The following is an 18,934-nucleotide window of genomic DNA, read 5'->3' on the forward strand; positions in this document are numbered from 1 at the left end:
CCCTCCTCGAATTTGGGACCGGAAACGTGCCATCTCCCTGCTCAATGTTTCAAATGCGCACCTATGCGACACCAAGCCTGTAGAACCCCGCCGGCGGCTCATCCGGCTGCCGCCAGCGGGTCGCGCAGCCTGGTGATGGCATCGACCAGGAAGTTGCAGGCCACGAAGATCGCCGCAGTGAAGATGGTGGTGCCGATCACCACTGGAAAATCCCCGTCCAGCGCAGCATTGATCGCCAGCCTGCCGACACCGTCGAGGCCGAAGATCTGCTCGGTCACGATCGCCCCACCCATGATCACCGCCAGTTCCAGACCCGCCAGCGTGATGATAGGGTTGAGGGCGGCCTTGAGAGCGTGGCCGACCTGGATGCGCCATTCGCCGAGGCCCTTGGCCCGGGCCGTGCGAATGTAATCAGCCCCCAGCACGTCCAGCATGGCGGCGCGCACCACGCGCTGGAAGATGCCGATCTCCGCGATCGCCAGCGTCAGCCAGGGGAGAGCGAGATGACGAGCCCATTCGAAGGGACTGTCGAGGAAAGGCACATAGCCGCTGCTCGGGAACCAGTCGATACCCACGGTCGAGAGCTGGTAGAACAGGAAAAAGGACAGCAGCATCCCCGAGAGGAAGGTGGGAACCGACAGGCCCACATAGGCGATGGCTGCCAAGGCATGGTCGAGCAGGGAACCCGGCCGCCGCGCCGCCAGGATACCGAGCACCAGCGAGACCACCATCCAGATGACCAGCGCTCCCAAAGCGAGCGAGAAGGTCACAGGCACCTTGTCGAGGATCAGCTCGGTCACGCCCGTCTGCTTGCGGAAGGAATAGCCGAGGCCCGGCGGCCAGTGCGCAAGACCCATCGCCGCGCCTTGGATGTCCGGCCCGCGATAGAGATATTGCCAGAGCTGGACATGCCAGGGCTCGTCGAGGCGCAGGGCATGGGCGACGGCATCGATCGCCTGCTGGTTGGCATTGCGCGGCGCCAGCATCACGGCCGGATTCTGGTAGGCGAGCCGCGTGATGAAGAAGGCGATGACCAGGACGATCAGCAGGGTGGAGATCGCCCGCACGGCCAGGCCGAGAATGAAACGCAGCATGATCTCTCCCTCAGCGCCGATGGGGATCGAGCACGTTGCGCAGGCCCGCGCTCAGCGTGTTGAAGCCCACCACCGTCAGGAACAGGGCGATGCTGGGCCCGAGCAGGAACCAGGGCTGCAGCTGGTAGAGCGAGGAGCGCTGGGCATCCGCGATCATGTTGCCCCAGCTTGCCGTCGGGGCCTGGATGCCGACACCCAGAAAGGACAGGGTCGCCTCCGCCACGATGTTGTTGGGCAGTTGCACCGCCCAATAGACCAGGGCAACCGGCGCGACATTGGGCAGGATCTCCCGGATCAGGATCCGCCGGCGGCTGGCCCCCAGCGTCTGTGCGGCCTGGACGAAGGGACTGTGCCGAAGCGAGAGTACCAGCCCCCGTGTCAGGCGGGCGAAATAGGTCCAGGAAAACAAGGCGATGATCAGCACCACCACCAGCAGGGGATCGGCGATGGGCTGGCCGTTGGCGCCGCGGTTGAGCGCCAGCAGGCTGAGCGCCGTCACCACGAAGGGAAATGACAAGGCCACGTCGATGCCCTGCGAGATCACCCGGTCCGCCAGCCCGCCGAAATAGCCGGCGATCAGGCCGATCGAGGTCCCCACCACCATCGCGAGCGTGGTGGCGGGAATGGAGACCAGCAGGGAAACGCGCGCGCCATAGAGGGTGCGGACCAGGACATCGCGGCCATCGCCGTCGGCGCCGAGCGGAAAGGCCCAGTTCGGCCCGATGGGCAGGCCATCCTCCGACAGGGCGATGTCGCTGAATTGCTCCGTCGGTCCATGGCCGAGCCAGAGCGCCACCAGGGGCGCCAGCAGCGCGGCAGCCAGCACCGTCAGCACCAGCAGGCCGCCGAACCGCACGGAGGGTTCCGCCAGTACGGCCGCTATGCCGGTGGGAGATCGCCTCGATTCACGATGGGAGGAAACCCGTTCGGCTCCCTCGGCAGAGATGGTCCGGCTCGCCTCAGCCATGCAAGGCCAGCCTTTCGAGCCTGTCCCCATCCCGGTTCCTCTGACCGGGAATGGCGGCGATCAGTGCCCGCGTATAGGCCTGGCCGGGACGCTGGAAGACCTGTGCCGTCGGCCCCTCCTCCACGATGCGGCCTGCTTGCAGCACCAGCACGCGATCGCACAGATCGGCTACCACGCCCAGATCATGGGAGATGAACAGGATGGAGACGCCGAGCCGGCTTCTGAGCGAGCGCAGCAGTGCGATGATTCTCGCCTGGGTGGTGATATCGAGGGCCGATACCGGTTCATCGGCCACGATCACGCGCGGCTCCAGTGCCACCGCGCGGGCGATGGCGATGCGCTGGCGCTGTCCGCCGGAGAGCTGGGCGGGGTAGCGATCAAGCACGTCCTGGGGCAGTTCCACCACGTCGACGAGGTCGCGGATGCGCGAACGGATCTGGGACGCGGATAGATCCGTATTGATGATGAAGGGCTCGGCCAGAATGGCGCCGATCCGCCGCCGCGGATTGAGGCTGCCATAGGGGTCCTGAAAGACCATCTGGATGGCGGAACGCTGCTGCCCGGTGAGGGTCATGGCGCCGGCATGGGCATAGACATTGTCGCCGAGCCGGACCTGGCCTTCGTCCGGCCTGTCCAGTCCCACGACGATGCGGCCGATGGTCGACTTGCCCGAACCGGACTCGCCGACCACGCCGAGGATCTCGCCCTCACGCAAGGCAAAGGAAACCTGGTCGAGCGCCTGCAGCGAACCCGCGGCCTTGCCGCCTCGGCGGAAGCGGCGGGAAATCCCCTCCGCCGTCAACAGGGGTTTGGTCTCCACGGGTGTGGCCGTACCGAGCGCCAGGCCGTGGCGCGCCGCTCCCAGCAGCAGCCTGGTATAGGGCTCCTTCGGTGCGCCATAGATGCGCGCCGCCGGCCCCTGCTCCACGACGCTTCCCCCGCGCATCACCACCACGTCGTCGGCGATGTCGTTGACGACGCCGAGGTCATGACTGACGAAGATCAGGGCCATGCCATGGCGTTCCTGCAATTGCCGCAGCAGCGTGAGGATGGCGGCCTGCACGGTCACATCGAGTGCCGTCGTGGGCTCGTCGGCAATCAGCAAGTCCGGGCCGAGCGCGATCGCCATGGCGATCATCACGCGCTGGCGCATGCCGCCGGAGAACTGATGGGGATAATCGTCAAGGCGCCGGGCGGGATCGCGAATGCCCACCTCGTCGAGCAGATCGAGGATGCGGGCGCGCAGCGCCGACCGCCTCACGCGCTGGTGGGCCGTGATGGCCTCGCCGATCTGGCTGCCGATGGTCTTGAGCGGATGCAGATTGGAAAGCGGATCCTGGAAGACGAAGCCGATCTGCGCGCCGCGCAGGCGGCGCAGCCGGCCTGCCGACAGGCCGAGGAGTTCGGTGCCGCGGTGGCGGACGCTGCCCGCCACCGCCGCCGAGGGCGGCAGCAGGCCGGTCGCCCCCAAGAGCGACACGCTCTTGCCGGAGCCGGATTCGCCGACGATGGCCAGGGTCTTGCCGGCATCGACGGCGAAGGAGACGCCGCGGACCACCTCCATGCGATGCCGGCGCATTCCAAAGCTCACATCCAGACTATCGACTGCGAAGATCGCCATGGCCGGCTCTCCTGCGCCCTGTCGCTATTTGCGCAGGGCGATGTTGGTGATGTCGGCCTGCACGGCGAGCGAAGACCAGGTCCACAACGCGATGCGATCGGAGGTGATGGCAACCTTGCGCTTCTCGAACAGAGGGATCCAGGGCAGGTCGGCAGAGACGAGGCGATCGGCCTTGGCCCAGACCGGGCCGGGATCATCGGAGGGGAAGGCTTCCGCGGCCAACTTGTTGAGCTCCTTGTTGGAGTAGCAGATCGCATAGACGTTGCCGGTGCCGCAGGGCGATGCGTCCGAATTCAGCCAGCCCCCGAGCAGCATGCGCGTGCTCGGTCCCTGCCAATCGGGTGCGAAGGTTCCGCCGAGAAAGACGTCCCAATGGCTCTTGGGATCCTGGATGTAGGAACGGTACTGCGAACTCGGCACCGGGATGAGGTTGAGGGTGAAGCCGGCCGCGGCCAGGTCTTCCTTGAGCGTCACCGCGATGGCCTGGGTCTGCGCTGTGGTCTGATAAAGCGCGTCCAGGGTCAGGCCGTCGGGATAGCCCGCCTTGGCCAGCAGCTCCTTGGCCTTGGCCGGGTCGCCCGCGCTCTTGGGCGTGGCAAAGGGATCGAAGGGCTCATGGCCGAGGATCGTCGAGGTGATGATCTGGCCGAGCGGGAGAGCGGCGATCGAGCCGCCCTGGCGCTGGACGAGATGGGCCTTGTTCACCGCATAGGCGAGGGCCTGGCGCACCTCGAGTTTGCGCAAGGCGGTGGCGCCCAGACTGGTCGCTTCCGGCCGGGCATTGAAGGTGATGAAATTGGCCGAACCGCTGTTGGAGGCATGCAGATAGGGGCTCTTCTGCGCCTGGTATTGCCGGATCGCAGCCAAAGGAGGCACGTCGAGATAGAGCGACAGGTCGGCTTCACCGGCGCGGATCTTCTGCACCACGGCATCTTCGGTATTGGTGGTGAAGTCCACGACGATCTCGTCGACATAGGCCTTGCGGGCCGGATCGGCGGCGTGGTTGTAGTTGGCCACCTTCTTGAGCACGAGCTTCTGGCCCTGGTCGTAGGCCGCCACGTAATAGGGACCGCTCGAAGGCAGGTTCTTCCTGAACTCCAGCGAATCCGGGAAATATTTGGAAGCGATTTCCGGCGGCAGCGGGCTGACGAAGTTCATCGACAGGATGTTGAGGAAATCATAGTTCTTGCTGTCGGAACGCAGCACCAGCGTCCTGTCGTCGGGCGCGGAGACCCCGGCGATGTCATGGGTATCGGTGAAGGCCTTGGTGGCGGCGAGATCGCCCGTCGGCACCTTGGCGAACTGCTTGCAGTAGTCGGCGAAGCCCGCGAAGGCGAGATTGAAATAGTTGATGGCCGCGACCTGTTTGTTGGGATCGCAGAAGCGCTTGATGCCGTAGACGAAATCCCCCGCCGTGATCTTGCGCGTGGTCGGGCCCGCATAGGTAACGCCATCGCGAAGATGGAAGGTGTAGGTCTTGCCATCGGGGCTGACGTCCCAGGACTCGGCGAGGTCAGGCACCAGCTTGGTGTCGTCCTTGATCTCGCCCGGCGCGCCCGGATAGGTCACGAGCTGGCGGGTCAAGGCCCGCAGGATCTCCCAGGAATCGGTGCTGTAGCCGGTCAAGGGATCGAAGGCGTCGAGATCGGGGTCGAGCGAGGCGATGCGCAGCGTCCCGCCATAGGGGACCTCGTCGGCCGCCTGTGCCATGCTGGGGGCGAGGCCGCCCGCCAGCAGCAGGGCCGCCCCCGCCGTCGCAAAGCAAGCCGCCGAGCCGAGCAGCCAAGAACGGGCGAAAAGCCGGGATTTCATAGTCTGTTTCCTGATGTTTCGAAGGAGGGACGAAGGCCGCGCACCATCGGGCGCCGGGCCTAGAACACGGTGCCCGCGTGGGGCTGGGCCGGTGTGGCGAACAAGGTATCGAGCGTGGACAGCACCACTTCGCTCTCGGCCTTGACCCGCCCAGCCCTGGCGAGCTGCCACCAGCGCGTGCCGCCGAGATAGGCCGTTGCCAAGGCGCCGACATCGAGCTCGGCCTGCGCCGGGGCATCCGTCAGCGCCGCGCCCTGCGCCGAGAGGCGGAACCGGCCATTGTTCTCGGCAAAAAGGGCGTCGCTGACGGCGAGCACCACCTCGCCTTCACCGGCATAGCGGCGCGTTTCCAGGGCCTGGCGCACATCGAGAAGGCGCAGCCAGGTCTCGTCACGCTGGCCGGTCACGCGAACCTGTCGATGGTTTTCGAACAGCCATGGCAGGGCGTCATCCACCGGCCGGCCGGGGAGGAGGATGCGGTGCACCAGATCGACATTGAGAAGATGAGCGACGAGCGCGCCATAGGTGGCATCGTCGGCCGCGACCAGATCGTCGACGACGAGGGTTCGATCCGAGCCGGAGAACCATTCGTCGAGACCGATCGGATGGTAGCGCACATAGCCGCTCTCCTGCCCTTCCTCGCCGGCCACCACGACATAGGCCGGCGCCCTGGACAGGTCCTGGCGCAGGCGCTGGAAGCGCCACCAGGCCTGCCAGCGTGCAATGGCGCCGGCCCGGGCGGTGCCGGCCTGAGCATGGATGGTGGGCAGCAGCGACCAGGCTTCGTCCGGCTCGACGAAACGCACTGGCAGGCCGCGCGCCACGCCCGGCCGCAGTCGGGCCCCTTCGGTGGCAAGGTCGAAGCTGACCTGCGAACTGGCGATGCCATAGCCGAAATGGGCGTAGATGCGCGCATCCGAAGCCCGCAGCGTAGCGATGGCATCGCCGCGCGAACGCGCCTCTGCCAATTGCCTTTCCAGAAGAGCGGTGCCGATGCCCCGCCTGGTATGGGTGGGCAGCACGCCGACATGGGTGACGGCGGCATGGGCGAGCCATCCGCCACCCGGAACCGTCAGGGTGCTAGCATAGGAATTGACGGTGCCGACCAGCGTGCCTGACAGGAAGGCGCCGAGGGTGCGACCCGGCTCATAAATGTCGGCGACGAAGCCGGCATCGATCGGCCCGAAATTCGGCAGACCCACCATGGCGGTGCGGAACAGCCGGGCCGCCTGGATCAGTTCCGAGACGTCATCCAGAACTCTTACCCGGGCCGGCGCCGGGCTCGGCGCCCTGACGGCCGAGAGGTCTACGGCGTGCAGCGACATGGCGTTCAGGCCTTCGCCGGCGGGGTGAAGACGCGTGGCTTCGGCAGCGTCTGGTTGAGCGCGAACTCGCCGATTTCACGCAGGCGGTAGGACACCGGGTCATGCACCGTATGGGTACGCACATTGCGCCAATAGATGTCGAGACCGTATTTGTTGGCCGTCGAACGGGCGCCCGTCGCCTCATAGATATCGGCGGTAACCTCCAGCGAAACCTTGGTGGCGATGACCTTGGCCTGGTCGATCAGAAGGGCGAGCTCGCCCCAGGCCTGCGCCGTCAGCGCCGGCCCCGCCAGCAGCGCCGCCTGATAGAGGGCCGCAGCCTTGTCGGCCAGGGCCACGCCGGCGGCGATGCCGGCCGACAGGCGCCCGAAGAGCTGGAGGTGGTAGGGATCCTCGGTCGCCTTTTCCAGCCCCGACTCGGGCCAGGGCCGGCCATGGCTGCGCACATAGGCGGAGGCGGCCTTGAGCGCTCCCTCGGCAATGCCGAGATAGAAATTGACGAAGATCAGCTGGCTGAACAGTACGCGCAGCCCGTCACGCTGCTCGACATCACCGGCATAATGATCGAGACCCGACAGGAGGTCCGCATCGGTCGCCTCGACCCTGTCGAAAATCACCGAGCCGCTGGCGGTGAGGCGCTGGCCAAGGTTGTCCCAGTCGCCCTCGAAGCTGATGCCCTTGCGCGATGGCGGGACCTGAAAATGCACGCGCTTCTCGCCATCCCAGACGGTAACGGTGAGGATCTGGGCGATCGAGGCGCCGGTGGCGAACGTGCGGCGGCCGCTGATCAGGTAGCCCTTTTCGGTCTTTTCGAGTTCGGCCTTGGGATCGCGCGGATTGCTGACGCCGCCCTGGAACCAACCCTCCTCGCCAACGCCGCGGGCCGTGGCCTGCCATTGCTCGGGCGTGCCGAGGATATAGCTCCACACCCCATTGGAATAATGATAGGCGATCAGCTGCCCGATCGAGCCGTCCGCCGCCGAGATGATACGGCTGATCTCGAGCGCCTGCGCGAGATTGGCGCCGGCGCCGCCCAGGGCCCGCGGCACGGCAAGGCCGAGGAGGCCGGCCTTGCGCAGGAGTTCGATCTCCTCGAACGGATCCTGGTTGGCACGGTCGCGTTCGAGCGCAGTGGCCGCAAGTTCGGCAGCAGCACTTTCGGCTCGGCTGCGCCATTCCGCGAACTCCGCCTCCGAAAGGCCGGCATAGATCTCGATGGCGGGGGCATCCCTGCGCGTATCGCGCAAGGCGCTCACGGCTGCGTCATAGGCCACTTGTCTCGTCCTCGTTCAAAGCTGTCGGCACATTGGGGGGTCACTCGGCCGCGGTGGCGGCCGGCACGTCCCGCGCGGGGACGAAGCGGGTGAAGTCGCGGAAGGAAGCGCCGCGATGGTCCTCGCGCAGCCGGCGCTGGCCCTCGCCCTGGAAGCGTTCGCGCAGGGTCACCGGCGTCGCCGGCCGCTCGCGGATACGACCGCGCTGCCGCAGCTCAGGCACGATGAAGCGGATGAAGTCCTCGAAGGAGCCGGGGCTGATGGCATAGGCGAGATTGAAGCCGTCGATGCCGGTCTCGTCGGCAAGGCGCTCGAGCGCGTCGGCGACCTTCTTCGGCCCGCCGACCAGGGTGGGATGGATGCCGCCCACGCCGATATAGTCGGCGACATCGCCCACGGTCCAACGCCTGTCGGCATCGATGCTGGTGAGGCTGGACAAGGCCGAGCGGCCGGCATTGGTCTCGATATATTCGATGGGATGGTCGAGCGGATATTGCGACCAGTCGACCCCGGTCCAGGCTGAGAACAGGGCGAGCGCCGCCTCCACGCTGGTATAGGAGAGATAGTCGCGATATTTGGCCTCGGCTTCCTCGTCGGTTTCAGCCGTCACCACGCTGATGGCGGTGATGAACTTGATGGCATCGGGCGCCCTGCCGAGCTCGACGGCGCGCGAGCGGATCTGCTCGATACGCCGGCGGATCGAAGGCGAATTGGTACCGCCCAGGAAGACGACTTCTGCATTGCCAGCCGCGAATTCGCGCCCGCGCGTCGAAGTGCCGGCCTGGTAGAGCAAGGGCGTGCGCTGGGGGCTCGGCTCGGACAGATGCGCGTCCGGCACGGTGAAATAGGTGCCGCGATGATGGATGGCATGGACCTTGGCCGGATCGGTATAGACCCCGCGCTGGCGATCGCGGATGACCGCATCCTCCTCCCACGAGCCCTCCCACAGCTTGTAGGCGACGTCGACGAATTCCTGGGCCCGATCATAGCGCTCGTCATGCTCGATCTGGCGTTCGAGGCCGAGATTGCGCGCGGCCGACTCCAGCACGGAGGTGACGACGTTCCAGGCGATCCGCCCCTTGGTGAGATGGTCGAGCGTGGTGAATTTGCGCGCCAGCAGATAAGGCTGCTCATAGGTGGTCGACACCGTGATGCCGAACCCCAGATGCCTTGTGGCTGCCGCCATGGCCGAGACCAGCAGCAGGGGATCGTTGACCGGCGACTGGGCGGCGGTGCGCAGCGAGGCATCGGGCGTGCCGGCATAGACGTCCAGGTGCCCGAGCGCATCGGCCAGGAACAGTCCGTCGAAGCCGCCTTCCTCGAGCAGTCTGGCGAGGCCGATCCAATAGTCGATGCTGGTATAGGTGTCGGCCCGGTCGTCGGGATGGCGCCACAGGCCCGCCGAGACATGGCCGACCACGGCCATGCCGAAGCCATTGAGCAGAAAAGGTTTCTTGGCGGCAATCGGCTGTGATGAAACGGACATCGTTCAAACCATTCACGAATAATAGGTGGGTGGAGGAACCGTCCCGTTGAGGGCGTAATCGCCGACTTCCAGGACCTTGTAGTGCACGGGGTCGTGCAGGGAGTGGGTGCGCACATTGCGCCAGTAGCGATCGAAGGAGAGCGCCCTGCTGGTGGCCCGCGCACCCATCAGTTCGAACAGGCGGGAGGTGACCTCCAGCGCGACTTCGGTCGAATGCACCTTCGACTGGTAGGCGACGGCGGCGACCTCGCCTCTTTCGCGCTCGGTCAGCTCGCTCCCGCGTTCCACCGCACGCTGCGCCGCTTCGCCAGCCGTATCCGACAGCGCCACGGCCGAGGCAAGCGCCACGGAAAGCCGGCCGAAGCGCTCGACCACCAGCGTATCCTCGCTGGCCCTGCCTGCCGGAGAAGAAAGCCAGGGCCGCGAGCGGGTCTGGATATAGTCGCGCGCTTCCTCGAAGGCGCCGAGTGCCGTGCCGAGATAGAGCTCACCGAAGGCGAGCTGGATGACGGGCACGTGCAGGGTCTCGGCCGGCGTCTGCGGCGCGTCCTCGCGGCGATGCGCGACGAGGTCGTCCGGGCTCACCGCGACGTTGTCGAAACTGGCGCTGCCGGAGACGGTCAGGCGCTGGCCGATATTGTCCCAGTCATGGCCGAAGCTCAGCCCCGGCGCGGGGTTGGGCACCACGAACTGGCCGATATGGCCGCCGACATCGTTTCCGGCGATCGTCGTACCGGGCGCGAAGCGCACCCAGACATGCAGGGTATCGGCCACCGCAGCACCACTGGCGAAGGGCTTGGAACCGTTGAGCACGAAGCCCGTGCCCTGCGGGGTTGCGCTAATGAGCGGCTCATAGGCGGCCTGCGCCACGCCGCCATGGAACCAGCCCTGCCTGAGGAAGCCTTCCGCCCGCCTGACGAACAGCGCCTGGTTCGGCCCCTTGCGACCCAGGGCCGTGCCGAAGAGGTGGTAGGCGGCGATCTGGGCGATGGAGGTATCGCCCTTGGCCAGGATGCGGATGATGCGCAGGACCTGCCGGGTGGTGGCACCGCCCCCGCCGATCGCCTCGGGCAGGAAGATCGTCAGGAGACCGGCCTGGCGCAACAGCTCGATCTCCGCCACCGGATCGACACCGGCGGCATCGCGCGCCGCCCCCGTCCGCCTCAATTCCGCGGCAACCCGCTCGGCCGCCTCGATCCAGAACCGGAACCGCTCCTCATTGTTCAATCCCGCCCGGGTTCCATCAGCGCTCATGACCGGGCTTCCGCCACCTGGGCTGCCGGGAAGGCGAAGCGGGCCGCGGGATGATCGGGCGGCACGAGCGGGGAAGCGGTGCCGAACAGGCGGCTGCGCAGCGCGCCGCCGCGTCGTTCGCGCAGGCGCCCGCGCCGGTCGAGCTCCGGCACGACATGCTGCGTGAAGTCGCGGAAACTGCCGGGATTGACGATGTGGATGAGATTGATGCCATCGGTATCGGTCTCGGCGAGCCAAGCGTCGAGATCGTCGGCGATCCGGGCCGGGCCGCCCACCAGCGTCTTCACCCGCCCGAAACCGCCATCGGGCAGAAAGGCCTCGCGCAAGGTCCAGCGCCTGCCCGAGGCCGGATCGTCGAACATGCGCAGCAGGGATCGGTTGGCGTTGGTGTCCTGATAGCGCAGCGGCTCATCGAGGGGGTGGCCGGCAAAATCGATGCCGGTGCTGGCCGAATAATGGGTGATGGCGCCTTCCAGGCTGTAATAACGCAGGTAATCGTCGAGTTTCACTTGGGCGGCCTGGTCGTCCTCGCCCGTGACGACGGCGATAGCGCTGACGAAGCGGATGGCCCCCGGCGCCCGGCCTGCCTCGCGGGCCAGTTCCTTGATCCCAGCGACATTGCGCCGGATGCCGGCGGCATCGGCCCCGGCGACGAAGACGACCTCGGCATGGCGGGCGGCAAAAGCCTGCCCGCGTGGCGAGCCGCCGGCCTGGAAGATCACCGGCACGCGCTGGGGGCTGGGCTCGGACAGATGCGGGCCGGGCACGTTGTAGTAATGGCCGCGGTGCGCAATGCCATGCACCTTGGAGGGATCGGTATAGAGCCCCTCGGGACGGTCCGGGCTGCCGCGGTCGCGCAGGACGGCATCGTCCTCCCATGAACCCTGCCAGAGCTTGTAGGCCACGTCGAGGAATTCGTCGGCGCGATCATAGCGCTCGTCGTGGGGATATTGGGCCTCAAGCCCCAGATTGCGGGCGGCGCTGTCGAGCTGGGAGGTCACCACGTTCCAGGCGATGCGCCCGCGAGTGACATGGTCGAGCGTGGTGAATTTGCGGGCGAGCAGATAGGGCTTCTCATAACTGGTCGAGACGGTGATGCCGAAACCGAGATCGCGCGTGGCCGCCGCCAGGGCCGACACCAGCAACAGGGGATCACCGAGGGGAGATTGCGTGCCCGTTCGCAGCGAGGCCTCGGCGCTGCCGCCATGCACGTCGAGCAGCCCCAGCGCATCGGCGATGAACAGATTGTCGAAACGGCCCTCGTCGAGGATCCTGGCGAGCTCGAGCCAATAGTCGAGATCGGTATAACGGTACGTCTCGTCCTCGGGGTGCTGCCACAGCCCGTAATTGACATGGGAAACCGAGTTCATGGTGAACCCGTTCAAAATGATCGGTTCGGCGGACACGACGTTCGTCATCCATTTCTAGGGAAGTTTGGCTCGCCGGGCTGGCCGCGCCTGCTGTCGCCGCAGGCCGCGTCCGGCAATCGATGGAGGTATGTTTGCGCATAAATTATATATTGTCTATATATTTTATATTCTTTTTATTGACGTCGGCCGCGAACCCGCCCTAGCATGGGTTCAGGCCGCAAAACCCGCCTGAATCAGGCGGCAAATCGCGGTGCTTCAATCAATCTGAGGTAGAATCCATGAGCTTTCGACCGCTCCATGATCGCGTGGTCCTGCGTCGCCTGGAAGGCGACGAGAAAACCAAGGGCGGCATCATCATACCTGATACCGCCAAGGAAAAGCCCCAGGAGGGCGAGGTCGTCGCCGTCGGCCCCGGGGCGCGCGACGAGAACGGCAAGCTCCAGCCGCTGGACGTGAAGGCCGGCGACCGCGTGCTGTTCGGCAAATGGTCCGGCACGGAAGTCAAGATCGACAGCCAGGATCTGCTCATCCTCAAGGAAGCAGACATCCTGGGCATCATCGCCTGACAGTCCCCCTTTTTCGGTCAGACGGCCCCGGGGCGTATTCGTCGCCGGCGGGCCTGAAGGAATCCAACTATGGCAGCAAAAGACGTCAAATTCTCCTCCGATGCCCGCGAGCGCCTGCTGCGCGGCGTCGACATCCTGGCCAATGCCGTCAAGGTCACGCTCGGTCCGAAGGGCCGTAATGTCGTGATCGAGAAGTCGTTCGGCGCCCCGCGAATCACCAAGGACGGCGTCACCGTTGCCAAGGAGATCGAGCTCGAAGACAGGTTCGAGAATCTCGGCGCCCAGCTCCTGCGCGAAGTCGCCTCCAAGACCAACGATCTCGCCGGGGACGGCACCACCACCGCCACCGTGCTAGCCCAGGCCATCGTGCGCGAAGGTGCCAAGGCGGTGGCGGCAGGCTTCAACCCCCTCGATCTCAAGCGCGGCATCGACCTTGCCGTGACAGCCGCGATCAAGGACATCGAAAAGCGCGCCAAGAAGGTCAAGTCGTCCGAGGAAGTGGCCCAGGTCGGCACCATCTCGGCCAATGGCGACGGCTCCATCGGCGCCATCATCGCCACCGCCGTCGACAAGGTCGGCAATGAGGGCGTGATCACCGTCGAGGAAGCCAAGAGCCTGGAAACCGAGCTCGACGTCGTCGAGGGCCTGCAGTTCGATCGTGGCTATCTCTCCCCCTATTTCGTCACCAATGCCGAGAAGCTGGTGGTGGAGTTTGAGGACCCCTACATCCTCATCCACGAGAAGAAGCTGTCCTCGCTCCAGCCCTTGCTGCCAGTGCTCGAGGCGGTGGTGCAGACCGGCAAGCCCCTGCTCATCATCGCCGAGGACGTCGAGGGCGAGGCGCTCGCCACGCTGGTGGTCAACAAGCTGCGCGGCGGCCTCAAGGTCGCTGCCGTCAAGGCGCCGGGCTTCGGTGATCGCCGCAAGGCCATCCTGGAGGACATCGCCGTCCTCACCGCCGGGGAGACCATCTCGGAGGATCTCGGCATCAAGCTCGAAAACGTCACGCTTTCCCAGCTCGGCCGCGCCAAGCGCGTGCGCATCGAGAAGGAGAACACCACCATCGTCGACGGCGCCGGCAAGAAGAAGGACATCGACGCTCGCGTCGCCCAGATCAAGGCGCAGATCGAGGAGACCACCTCCGACTATGATCGCGAAAAGCTGCAGGAGCGCCTGGCCAAGATCGCCGGCGGTGTCGCGGTGATCCGTGTCGGCGGCTCGACCGAGGTCGAGGTCAAGGAAAAGAAGGATCGGGTCGACGATGCGCTCAACGCTACCCGCGCCGCCGTTGCCGAGGGCATCGTGCCGGGTGGCGGGGTCGCGTTGCTGCGGGCAAAGGCCGCCGTCGCCGAACTCAAGAGCGAGAATGCCGACGTCCAGTCCGGCATCAACATCGTCCTGAAGGCCCTGGAGGCCCCGATCCGCCAGATCGTCGAGAATGCCGGCGTGGAAGGCTCGATCGTGGTCGGCAAGATCACCGAGAACAAGTCGGCGACCTTCGGCTTCAACGCGCAGACCGAGACCTTCGTCGACCTCCTGGAAGCCGGCATCGTCGACCCGGCCAAGGTGGTGCGCACCGCCCTGCAGGACGCCGCCTCGATCGCCTCGCTGATCGTCACCACCGAGGCGCTGGTGACCGAGCTGCCCAGGGAAAAGCCACCGGTCGGCCCGCCGGGCGGCGGCATCGGCGACTTCTGACGCTGACAACAGGCAGGCGGATCGCTTCAGCCTTCCGCCTGCCTCGGCGCACCGCCCTTTGGTGCGCCCGCCCCTCCTGCTGGAATGAATGGAAGATTACGATGCGGTTCGTTTCCCTGGGCCTCAGGCTGAGCCTTGCCGGCGCCCTGTTCACCCTTGTCCACGGCGCAGCCCTTGCCGACGACGCCGACAAATATGGCGGCACGCTGATCGTCGCGCAGAATGCCGAGATCACCAATCTGGATCCCGGCCGGGAAGGCGGCTGGGAAACCTTCCGCATCGCCCGCCACATCCACGAAGCGCTGGTGACCGAGGACCTGTCGAAATCGGGCGCGGAGGTGAAGGTGCCGCCGCTCAAGCCGGCGCTCGCCGAATCCTGGGAAATCTCGCCGGATGGGCGGATCTACACCTTCCATTTGCGCCACGGGGTCAAGTTCCAGGACGGCACCGATTTCAATGCCGAGGCCGTGGCCTTCAACATCCGCCGCGGCTGGGATCCGAAATTCGAATTCTACGACAAGATCAGCGCCGCCAACCTCGCCTATACCTATTCCTCGCTCAGCCGGATCGACACGCCCGACGACCACACGCTCGTCCTCACCTTCGCCGAGCCTTTCAGTCCCTTCCTGCGGATGCTCGCCCAGGGCAGCGGCGGTTCGGGCGGCATCGCCAGCCCCACGGCCATCCGCAAATACGGCAATGACGGCTATGCCGAACATCCCGTCGGCACCGGCCCCTATCGCTTCGTCGAGCGCATCCGCGGCCAGAAAGTCGAGATCGAGCGCTTCGACGGCTATTGGGGCGACAAGCCCTTTCTCGACCGCATCATCTTCCGGCCGATCATCGACGGCAATGCCCGCGTCGCCGCGCTGGAAACCGGCGAGGTCGACATCATCTCCTGGCCTCCGCGCGACAGCGTGGCCAAGCTGAAGGCGGAGGGCTTCAGCGTCGACAATGTCGACCTGCCGTCCGTCTATTATTACACTTTCAATACCGCCAACGAGACCTTCAAGGATCCGCGCGTGCGCCAGGCGCTCGCTTTGTCGATCGACCGGGCCGCGCTGGCGCGCGACCTGCTCAAGGATACGGCCGGCCCCGCCTATGGCATCTTGAACCCGGGGAGCGATGCCTTCGACCCATCCTTCCGCGACTATCCCTATGATGTCGAGAAGGCCAAGCAGTTGCTGGCAGAAGCCGGCCACCCCGGCGGCGTCAGCGGCCTTCTGGAGATCTATGCCGGCGGCGAACCGGTGGCCGAATGGATCCAGCGTGATGCGGCCAAAGCGGGCATCAAGCTGGAGATCCGCTCCTATGACTGGAACAGCTTCCTGGCCCGCAACAAGAAGAACGGCCCCGAGGTTGCGCTGACCTCGATGGAATGGGGCTTTCTCACGCCCTATTGGCTCTACATCGTCGCTCATAGCCAGAGCAGCGGCAATACGGGTAACTACAGCAATCCGGCGTTCGACAAGGCCGTCCATGAGGCGATCACCGCCGTCAAGGCCGAGGACATCAGGGATAAATGGCGCGAGGCCAACCGTATCCTGGCCGCCGATGTCGGCAAGCTGCCGATCTATTACGAGCGCACCCATTATGCCGCGGGCAAGAATGTCGTCGGCTTCGCCACCCCCGCCCAGGATTGGTACGATCTCAGCCATGTCTGGCTGAAGGAAAAGCAGTAGGCCGGGGGATGCTGGCATGATCGCCCTGGTCGCACGCCGCACCGTCGCCTCGCTCGCCATCCTGGTGCTGGTCACCTTCCTGGTCTTCCTGGTGGTCTATCTCAGTCCGGGAGACCCGGTGGCGATCATGCTCGGCCGCGACGCCTCGGGCGAGACTGCCGACCAGATCCGCCGCGATCTCGGCCTCGACAGACCCTTCCTCGTCCAGTATGGCGCCTGGCTGTGGGGCTTGTTGGGCGGCCATTTCGGCACCTCCATCACCATGCATGTGCCGGTGCTCGACATTCTCGTCCCCGCTTATGTCAACACCTTCATCCTGGCCCTGGCCAGCCTGGTGATCGCCTTGGCCTTCGGCGTCCTGCTCGGCGTGCTCTCCGGCCTGCGGGCCGGGGGCTGGTTCGACCGGCTGGCGGCCGCGATCAGCGAGGGCCTGGCAGCGACGCCGGTGTTCTGGCTCGGCATCATGCTGATCTGGCTGGTTTCCAAGCAACTGCGTTGGCTGCCCTCATCGGGCATGTACAATCTCAGGGGCTCCCATTCCCTGGCCGATCTTCTCGCCCATCTGGTGCTGCCGGCCTTCTCCGCCGCCGTGCTCGCCATCGCCATCATCATGCGCCTGACGCGCGCCAGCGTGATCGACGCGCTCAATGCCGACTATGCCAGGATGTTCGCCTCGGCCGGCATGTCGACGTCGAGGCTCTTGTTCACCCAGATCGCCCGCAACATCCTGGCGCCGATCGTCAGCATTGGCGGGCTGCAATTCGGCACGCTGTTCGGCGGCGTCATCTTCGTGGAGACGGCGTTCGCCTGGCCCGGCCTCAGCGCCCAACTCTACAATGCCATCACGGCGCACGACATCCCTGTCATCCAGACCGGCGTCCTGATGATCGCCACGACCTTCATCCTGATCAACCTGGTCGTCGATCTGGCGCTGCTCTGGCTCAATCCGCGAGCGAGGGCCTGATGTCATCCTTCCAGGATTCAAACTCCCTGGGTGCATCGGCAGCCGAAACCCCGGCGCGCCGGTGGCGGATCGATCGCGGCGTCATCGGCCTTGTGATCATTGTCGCGGTGGTCGGCCTCGCGGCGCTGGCGCCCCTGCTCGCGCCCTATGATCCCGACATCGGCGAGGGCGCCCTTCGGCTCGAACCGCCCGGCACGCCGGGCCATTGGCTCGGGCTCGACGGCCAGGGGCGCGACATCCTCTCCCGCCTGATCTGGGGCGCGCGCCTGTCCCTGATCGCCAGCATCGTTCCCGTTGCGATCGCCTTCATCGTCAGCCTCGGCCTTGGCCTCGCCGCCGGCTTCGCCCGCAAACCTCTGGGCGCGGTGATCATGCGCGGCATCGACGTGCTCTTCGCCTTTCCGATGATCCTGTTCGCGATCGCCATCGCAGCCATGCTCGGCCCAGGCCTCATCACGATCATCGCCACTATCGGGCTGTCGCTGGTTCCCTACATGACGCGCGTGGTCTATTTCGCGGTGCTGGCGGAAACCGGGCGCGAATATCTGGATGCGGCGCGTCTGCTCGGCGCCGGCCGGTCGGCCATCCTGTTCGGCGAGCTCCTGCCCAACGTGCTCTCGCCCGCCATCATCTATGCCACCACGCTGATCGGACCGATGATCGGCTTTTCCTCGGGCTTCAGCTTCCTCGGCCTCGGCATCCAGCCGCCCTTGGCCGATTGGGGCCGGATGACCGTGGATGGCGTCGGCGTGTTCGCCGAAGGCGCACCGCATGTGGTGATCGCCCCCGGTATCGCGATCATCGTCGTTTCGCTGGCTTTCAACTGGCTCGGCAGCGGCCTGCGGAACTGGCTGGACCCTCATCATCATGCGTAGTCGAACTTGCTGAAGGAGCGGCCATGCCGATCGTTGCCCCCATTGCGCACGACAAGGTTCAAGCACCACCCGGCTCTTCGGAGCTTTTGCAACTCGCCGACCTGCACGTCACCATCACCACACCCCGCCGCGCGATCCAGGCCGTCAAGGGCGTCGACCTCGACCTCCGGGCCGGCGAGATTCTCGCCCTCGTCGGCGAGTCCGGCTCGGGAAAGACCATGACGGCAGCTTCCGTCGTCGGCCTGTTGCCGCGCCCCGCCGCTAGGATTACCCAGGGGCGCATCCTGTTCCAGGGCCGGGACCTGCTCGGCGCCAGCGCACGCGACCGCCAACGCATCCTGCGCCAGGACATCGCCTTCATCGTACAGAGCTCCCTGACCTCCCTGAACCCGACGTCCACCATCGGCCACCAGCTTGCCGACATGATCGCCTTCCGCAATGGCGTGAGGCGCGGCGCGGCCCGCCGCGAAGCCGTGCGCTGGCTCGGTGAAGTCGGCATCGAGGCGGCCGAACGCGTCATGGCCTCCTATCCGCACAGACTGAGCGGCGGCATGCGTCAGCGCGTGCTGATCGCCATGGCGATCAACAGCCGCCCCAAGCTCATCATCGCCGACGAGCCGACGACGGCGCTCGACACAGCCACCCAAAGGCAGATCCTGGCCTTGCTGGCCCGCATCCGTGACAGCTACGGCACCGCCATCCTGCTGATCACCCATGATTTCGGCGTGGTGTCGTTCCTGAGCGATCGCATCGCCGTCATGCAGCACGGACGCATCGTCGAGACCGGGCCCACCGCGCGCGTGCTGGCAGCACCTCGGCATCCCTACACGGCAACGCTGATCGATGCGGTGCCGCGCCTCAACCACCCCCTGCCCCGCCCCGCGCCCGGCGTGATCAGCGAACAGGATCGGCCGGCCATCCTTGCCCGTTCAGCAGGACGATAAAC

Annotated in this window: 15 protein-coding genes; 6 read left to right on the forward strand and 9 right to left on the reverse strand. The window is 66.0% G+C overall.

The window, feature by feature from the left end; genetic code table 11:
* Positions 1–98 precede the first annotated feature (98 nt).
* Genes BA190_RS17195 through BA190_RS17235 form a run of 9 tightly spaced genes read right to left on the reverse strand, consistent with a single transcriptional unit; the run spans position 99 to position 12,251 of the window.
* Entirely contained in the window at positions 99–1,094 is a 996-nt protein-coding gene (locus BA190_RS17195; RefSeq protein ID WP_068290038.1) for an ABC transporter permease, read from the reverse strand.
* A 10-nt stretch (positions 1,095–1,104) separates the two neighbouring features.
* Positions 1,105–2,061, reverse strand: coding sequence for an ABC transporter permease (locus BA190_RS17200; protein WP_082979811.1), 957 nt, complete (start codon positions 2,059–2,061; stop codon positions 1,105–1,107).
* Entirely contained in the window at positions 2,054–3,682 is a 1,629-nt protein-coding gene (locus tag BA190_RS17205) for an ABC transporter ATP-binding protein (protein WP_068290040.1), read from the reverse strand. The genes BA190_RS17200 and BA190_RS17205 overlap by 8 nt, the downstream gene beginning before the upstream one ends.
* Before the next feature lie 24 nt (positions 3,683–3,706).
* On the reverse strand, positions 3,707–5,494 hold the full coding sequence (locus tag BA190_RS17210) for an ABC transporter substrate-binding protein (RefSeq protein WP_068290042.1): 1,788 nt from the start codon (positions 5,492–5,494) through the stop codon (positions 3,707–3,709).
* 59 nt (positions 5,495–5,553) lie between these two features.
* Positions 5,554–6,819, reverse strand: coding sequence for a GNAT family N-acetyltransferase (locus BA190_RS17215; RefSeq protein WP_068290044.1), 1,266 nt, complete (start codon positions 6,817–6,819; stop codon positions 5,554–5,556).
* Positions 6,820–6,824: 5 nt separating this feature from the next.
* The gene (locus BA190_RS17220) at positions 6,825–8,093 is read right to left on the reverse strand and encodes an acyl-CoA dehydrogenase family protein (protein ID WP_202908479.1); all 1,269 of its coding nucleotides are present in this window, start codon (positions 8,091–8,093) and stop codon (positions 6,825–6,827) included.
* Positions 8,094–8,133: 40 nt separating this feature from the next.
* On the reverse strand, positions 8,134–9,579 hold the full coding sequence (locus BA190_RS17225; protein ID WP_156771552.1) for an LLM class flavin-dependent oxidoreductase: 1,446 nt from the start codon (positions 9,577–9,579) through the stop codon (positions 8,134–8,136).
* A 12-nt stretch (positions 9,580–9,591) separates the two neighbouring features.
* Positions 9,592–10,833, reverse strand: coding sequence for an acyl-CoA dehydrogenase family protein (locus tag BA190_RS17230; protein ID WP_068290046.1), 1,242 nt, complete (start codon positions 10,831–10,833; stop codon positions 9,592–9,594).
* On the reverse strand, positions 10,830–12,251 hold the full coding sequence (locus tag BA190_RS17235) for an NtaA/DmoA family FMN-dependent monooxygenase (RefSeq protein WP_156771553.1): 1,422 nt from the start codon (positions 12,249–12,251) through the stop codon (positions 10,830–10,832). The genes BA190_RS17230 and BA190_RS17235 overlap by 4 nt, the downstream gene beginning before the upstream one ends.
* A 230-nt stretch (positions 12,252–12,481) precedes the next feature.
* Between BA190_RS17235 and groES the strand changes: the two genes are divergently transcribed.
* From groES to BA190_RS17265, 6 genes are all read left to right on the forward strand, one after another.
* Positions 12,482–12,769 carry a co-chaperone GroES gene (groES, locus tag BA190_RS17240; protein WP_068290049.1) on the forward strand — a complete coding sequence of 96 codons (288 nt, stop codon included), beginning with the start codon at positions 12,482–12,484 and terminating at the stop codon, positions 12,767–12,769.
* A gap of 69 nt (positions 12,770–12,838) precedes the next feature.
* Positions 12,839–14,467: a chaperonin GroEL gene (gene groL / locus BA190_RS17245; RefSeq protein ID WP_068290052.1), complete on the forward strand. Its 1,629-nt coding sequence runs from the start codon at positions 12,839–12,841 to the stop codon at positions 14,465–14,467.
* A gap of 101 nt (positions 14,468–14,568) precedes the next feature.
* The gene (locus tag BA190_RS17250) at positions 14,569–16,149 is read left to right on the forward strand and encodes an ABC transporter substrate-binding protein (RefSeq protein ID WP_068290053.1); all 1,581 of its coding nucleotides are present in this window, start codon (positions 14,569–14,571) and stop codon (positions 16,147–16,149) included.
* A gap of 16 nt (positions 16,150–16,165) precedes the next feature.
* Complete coding sequence (locus BA190_RS17255) at positions 16,166–17,113, forward strand: ABC transporter permease (RefSeq protein ID WP_068290055.1); 948 nt, start codon at positions 16,166–16,168, stop codon at positions 17,111–17,113.
* The gene (locus BA190_RS17260) at positions 17,113–17,988 is read left to right on the forward strand and encodes an ABC transporter permease (protein WP_082979812.1); all 876 of its coding nucleotides are present in this window, start codon (positions 17,113–17,115) and stop codon (positions 17,986–17,988) included. The genes BA190_RS17255 and BA190_RS17260 overlap by 1 nt, the downstream gene beginning before the upstream one ends.
* 23 nt (positions 17,989–18,011) lie before the next feature.
* Entirely contained in the window at positions 18,012–18,932 is a 921-nt protein-coding gene (locus BA190_RS17265) for an ABC transporter ATP-binding protein (RefSeq protein WP_068290057.1), read from the forward strand.
* Positions 18,933–18,934: the final 2 nt, after the last annotated feature.

Origin of the sequence: Labrys sp. WJW, assembly GCF_001676615.1 — a bacterium.
GTDB lineage: Bacteria > Pseudomonadota > Alphaproteobacteria > Rhizobiales > Labraceae > Labrys > Labrys sedimenti.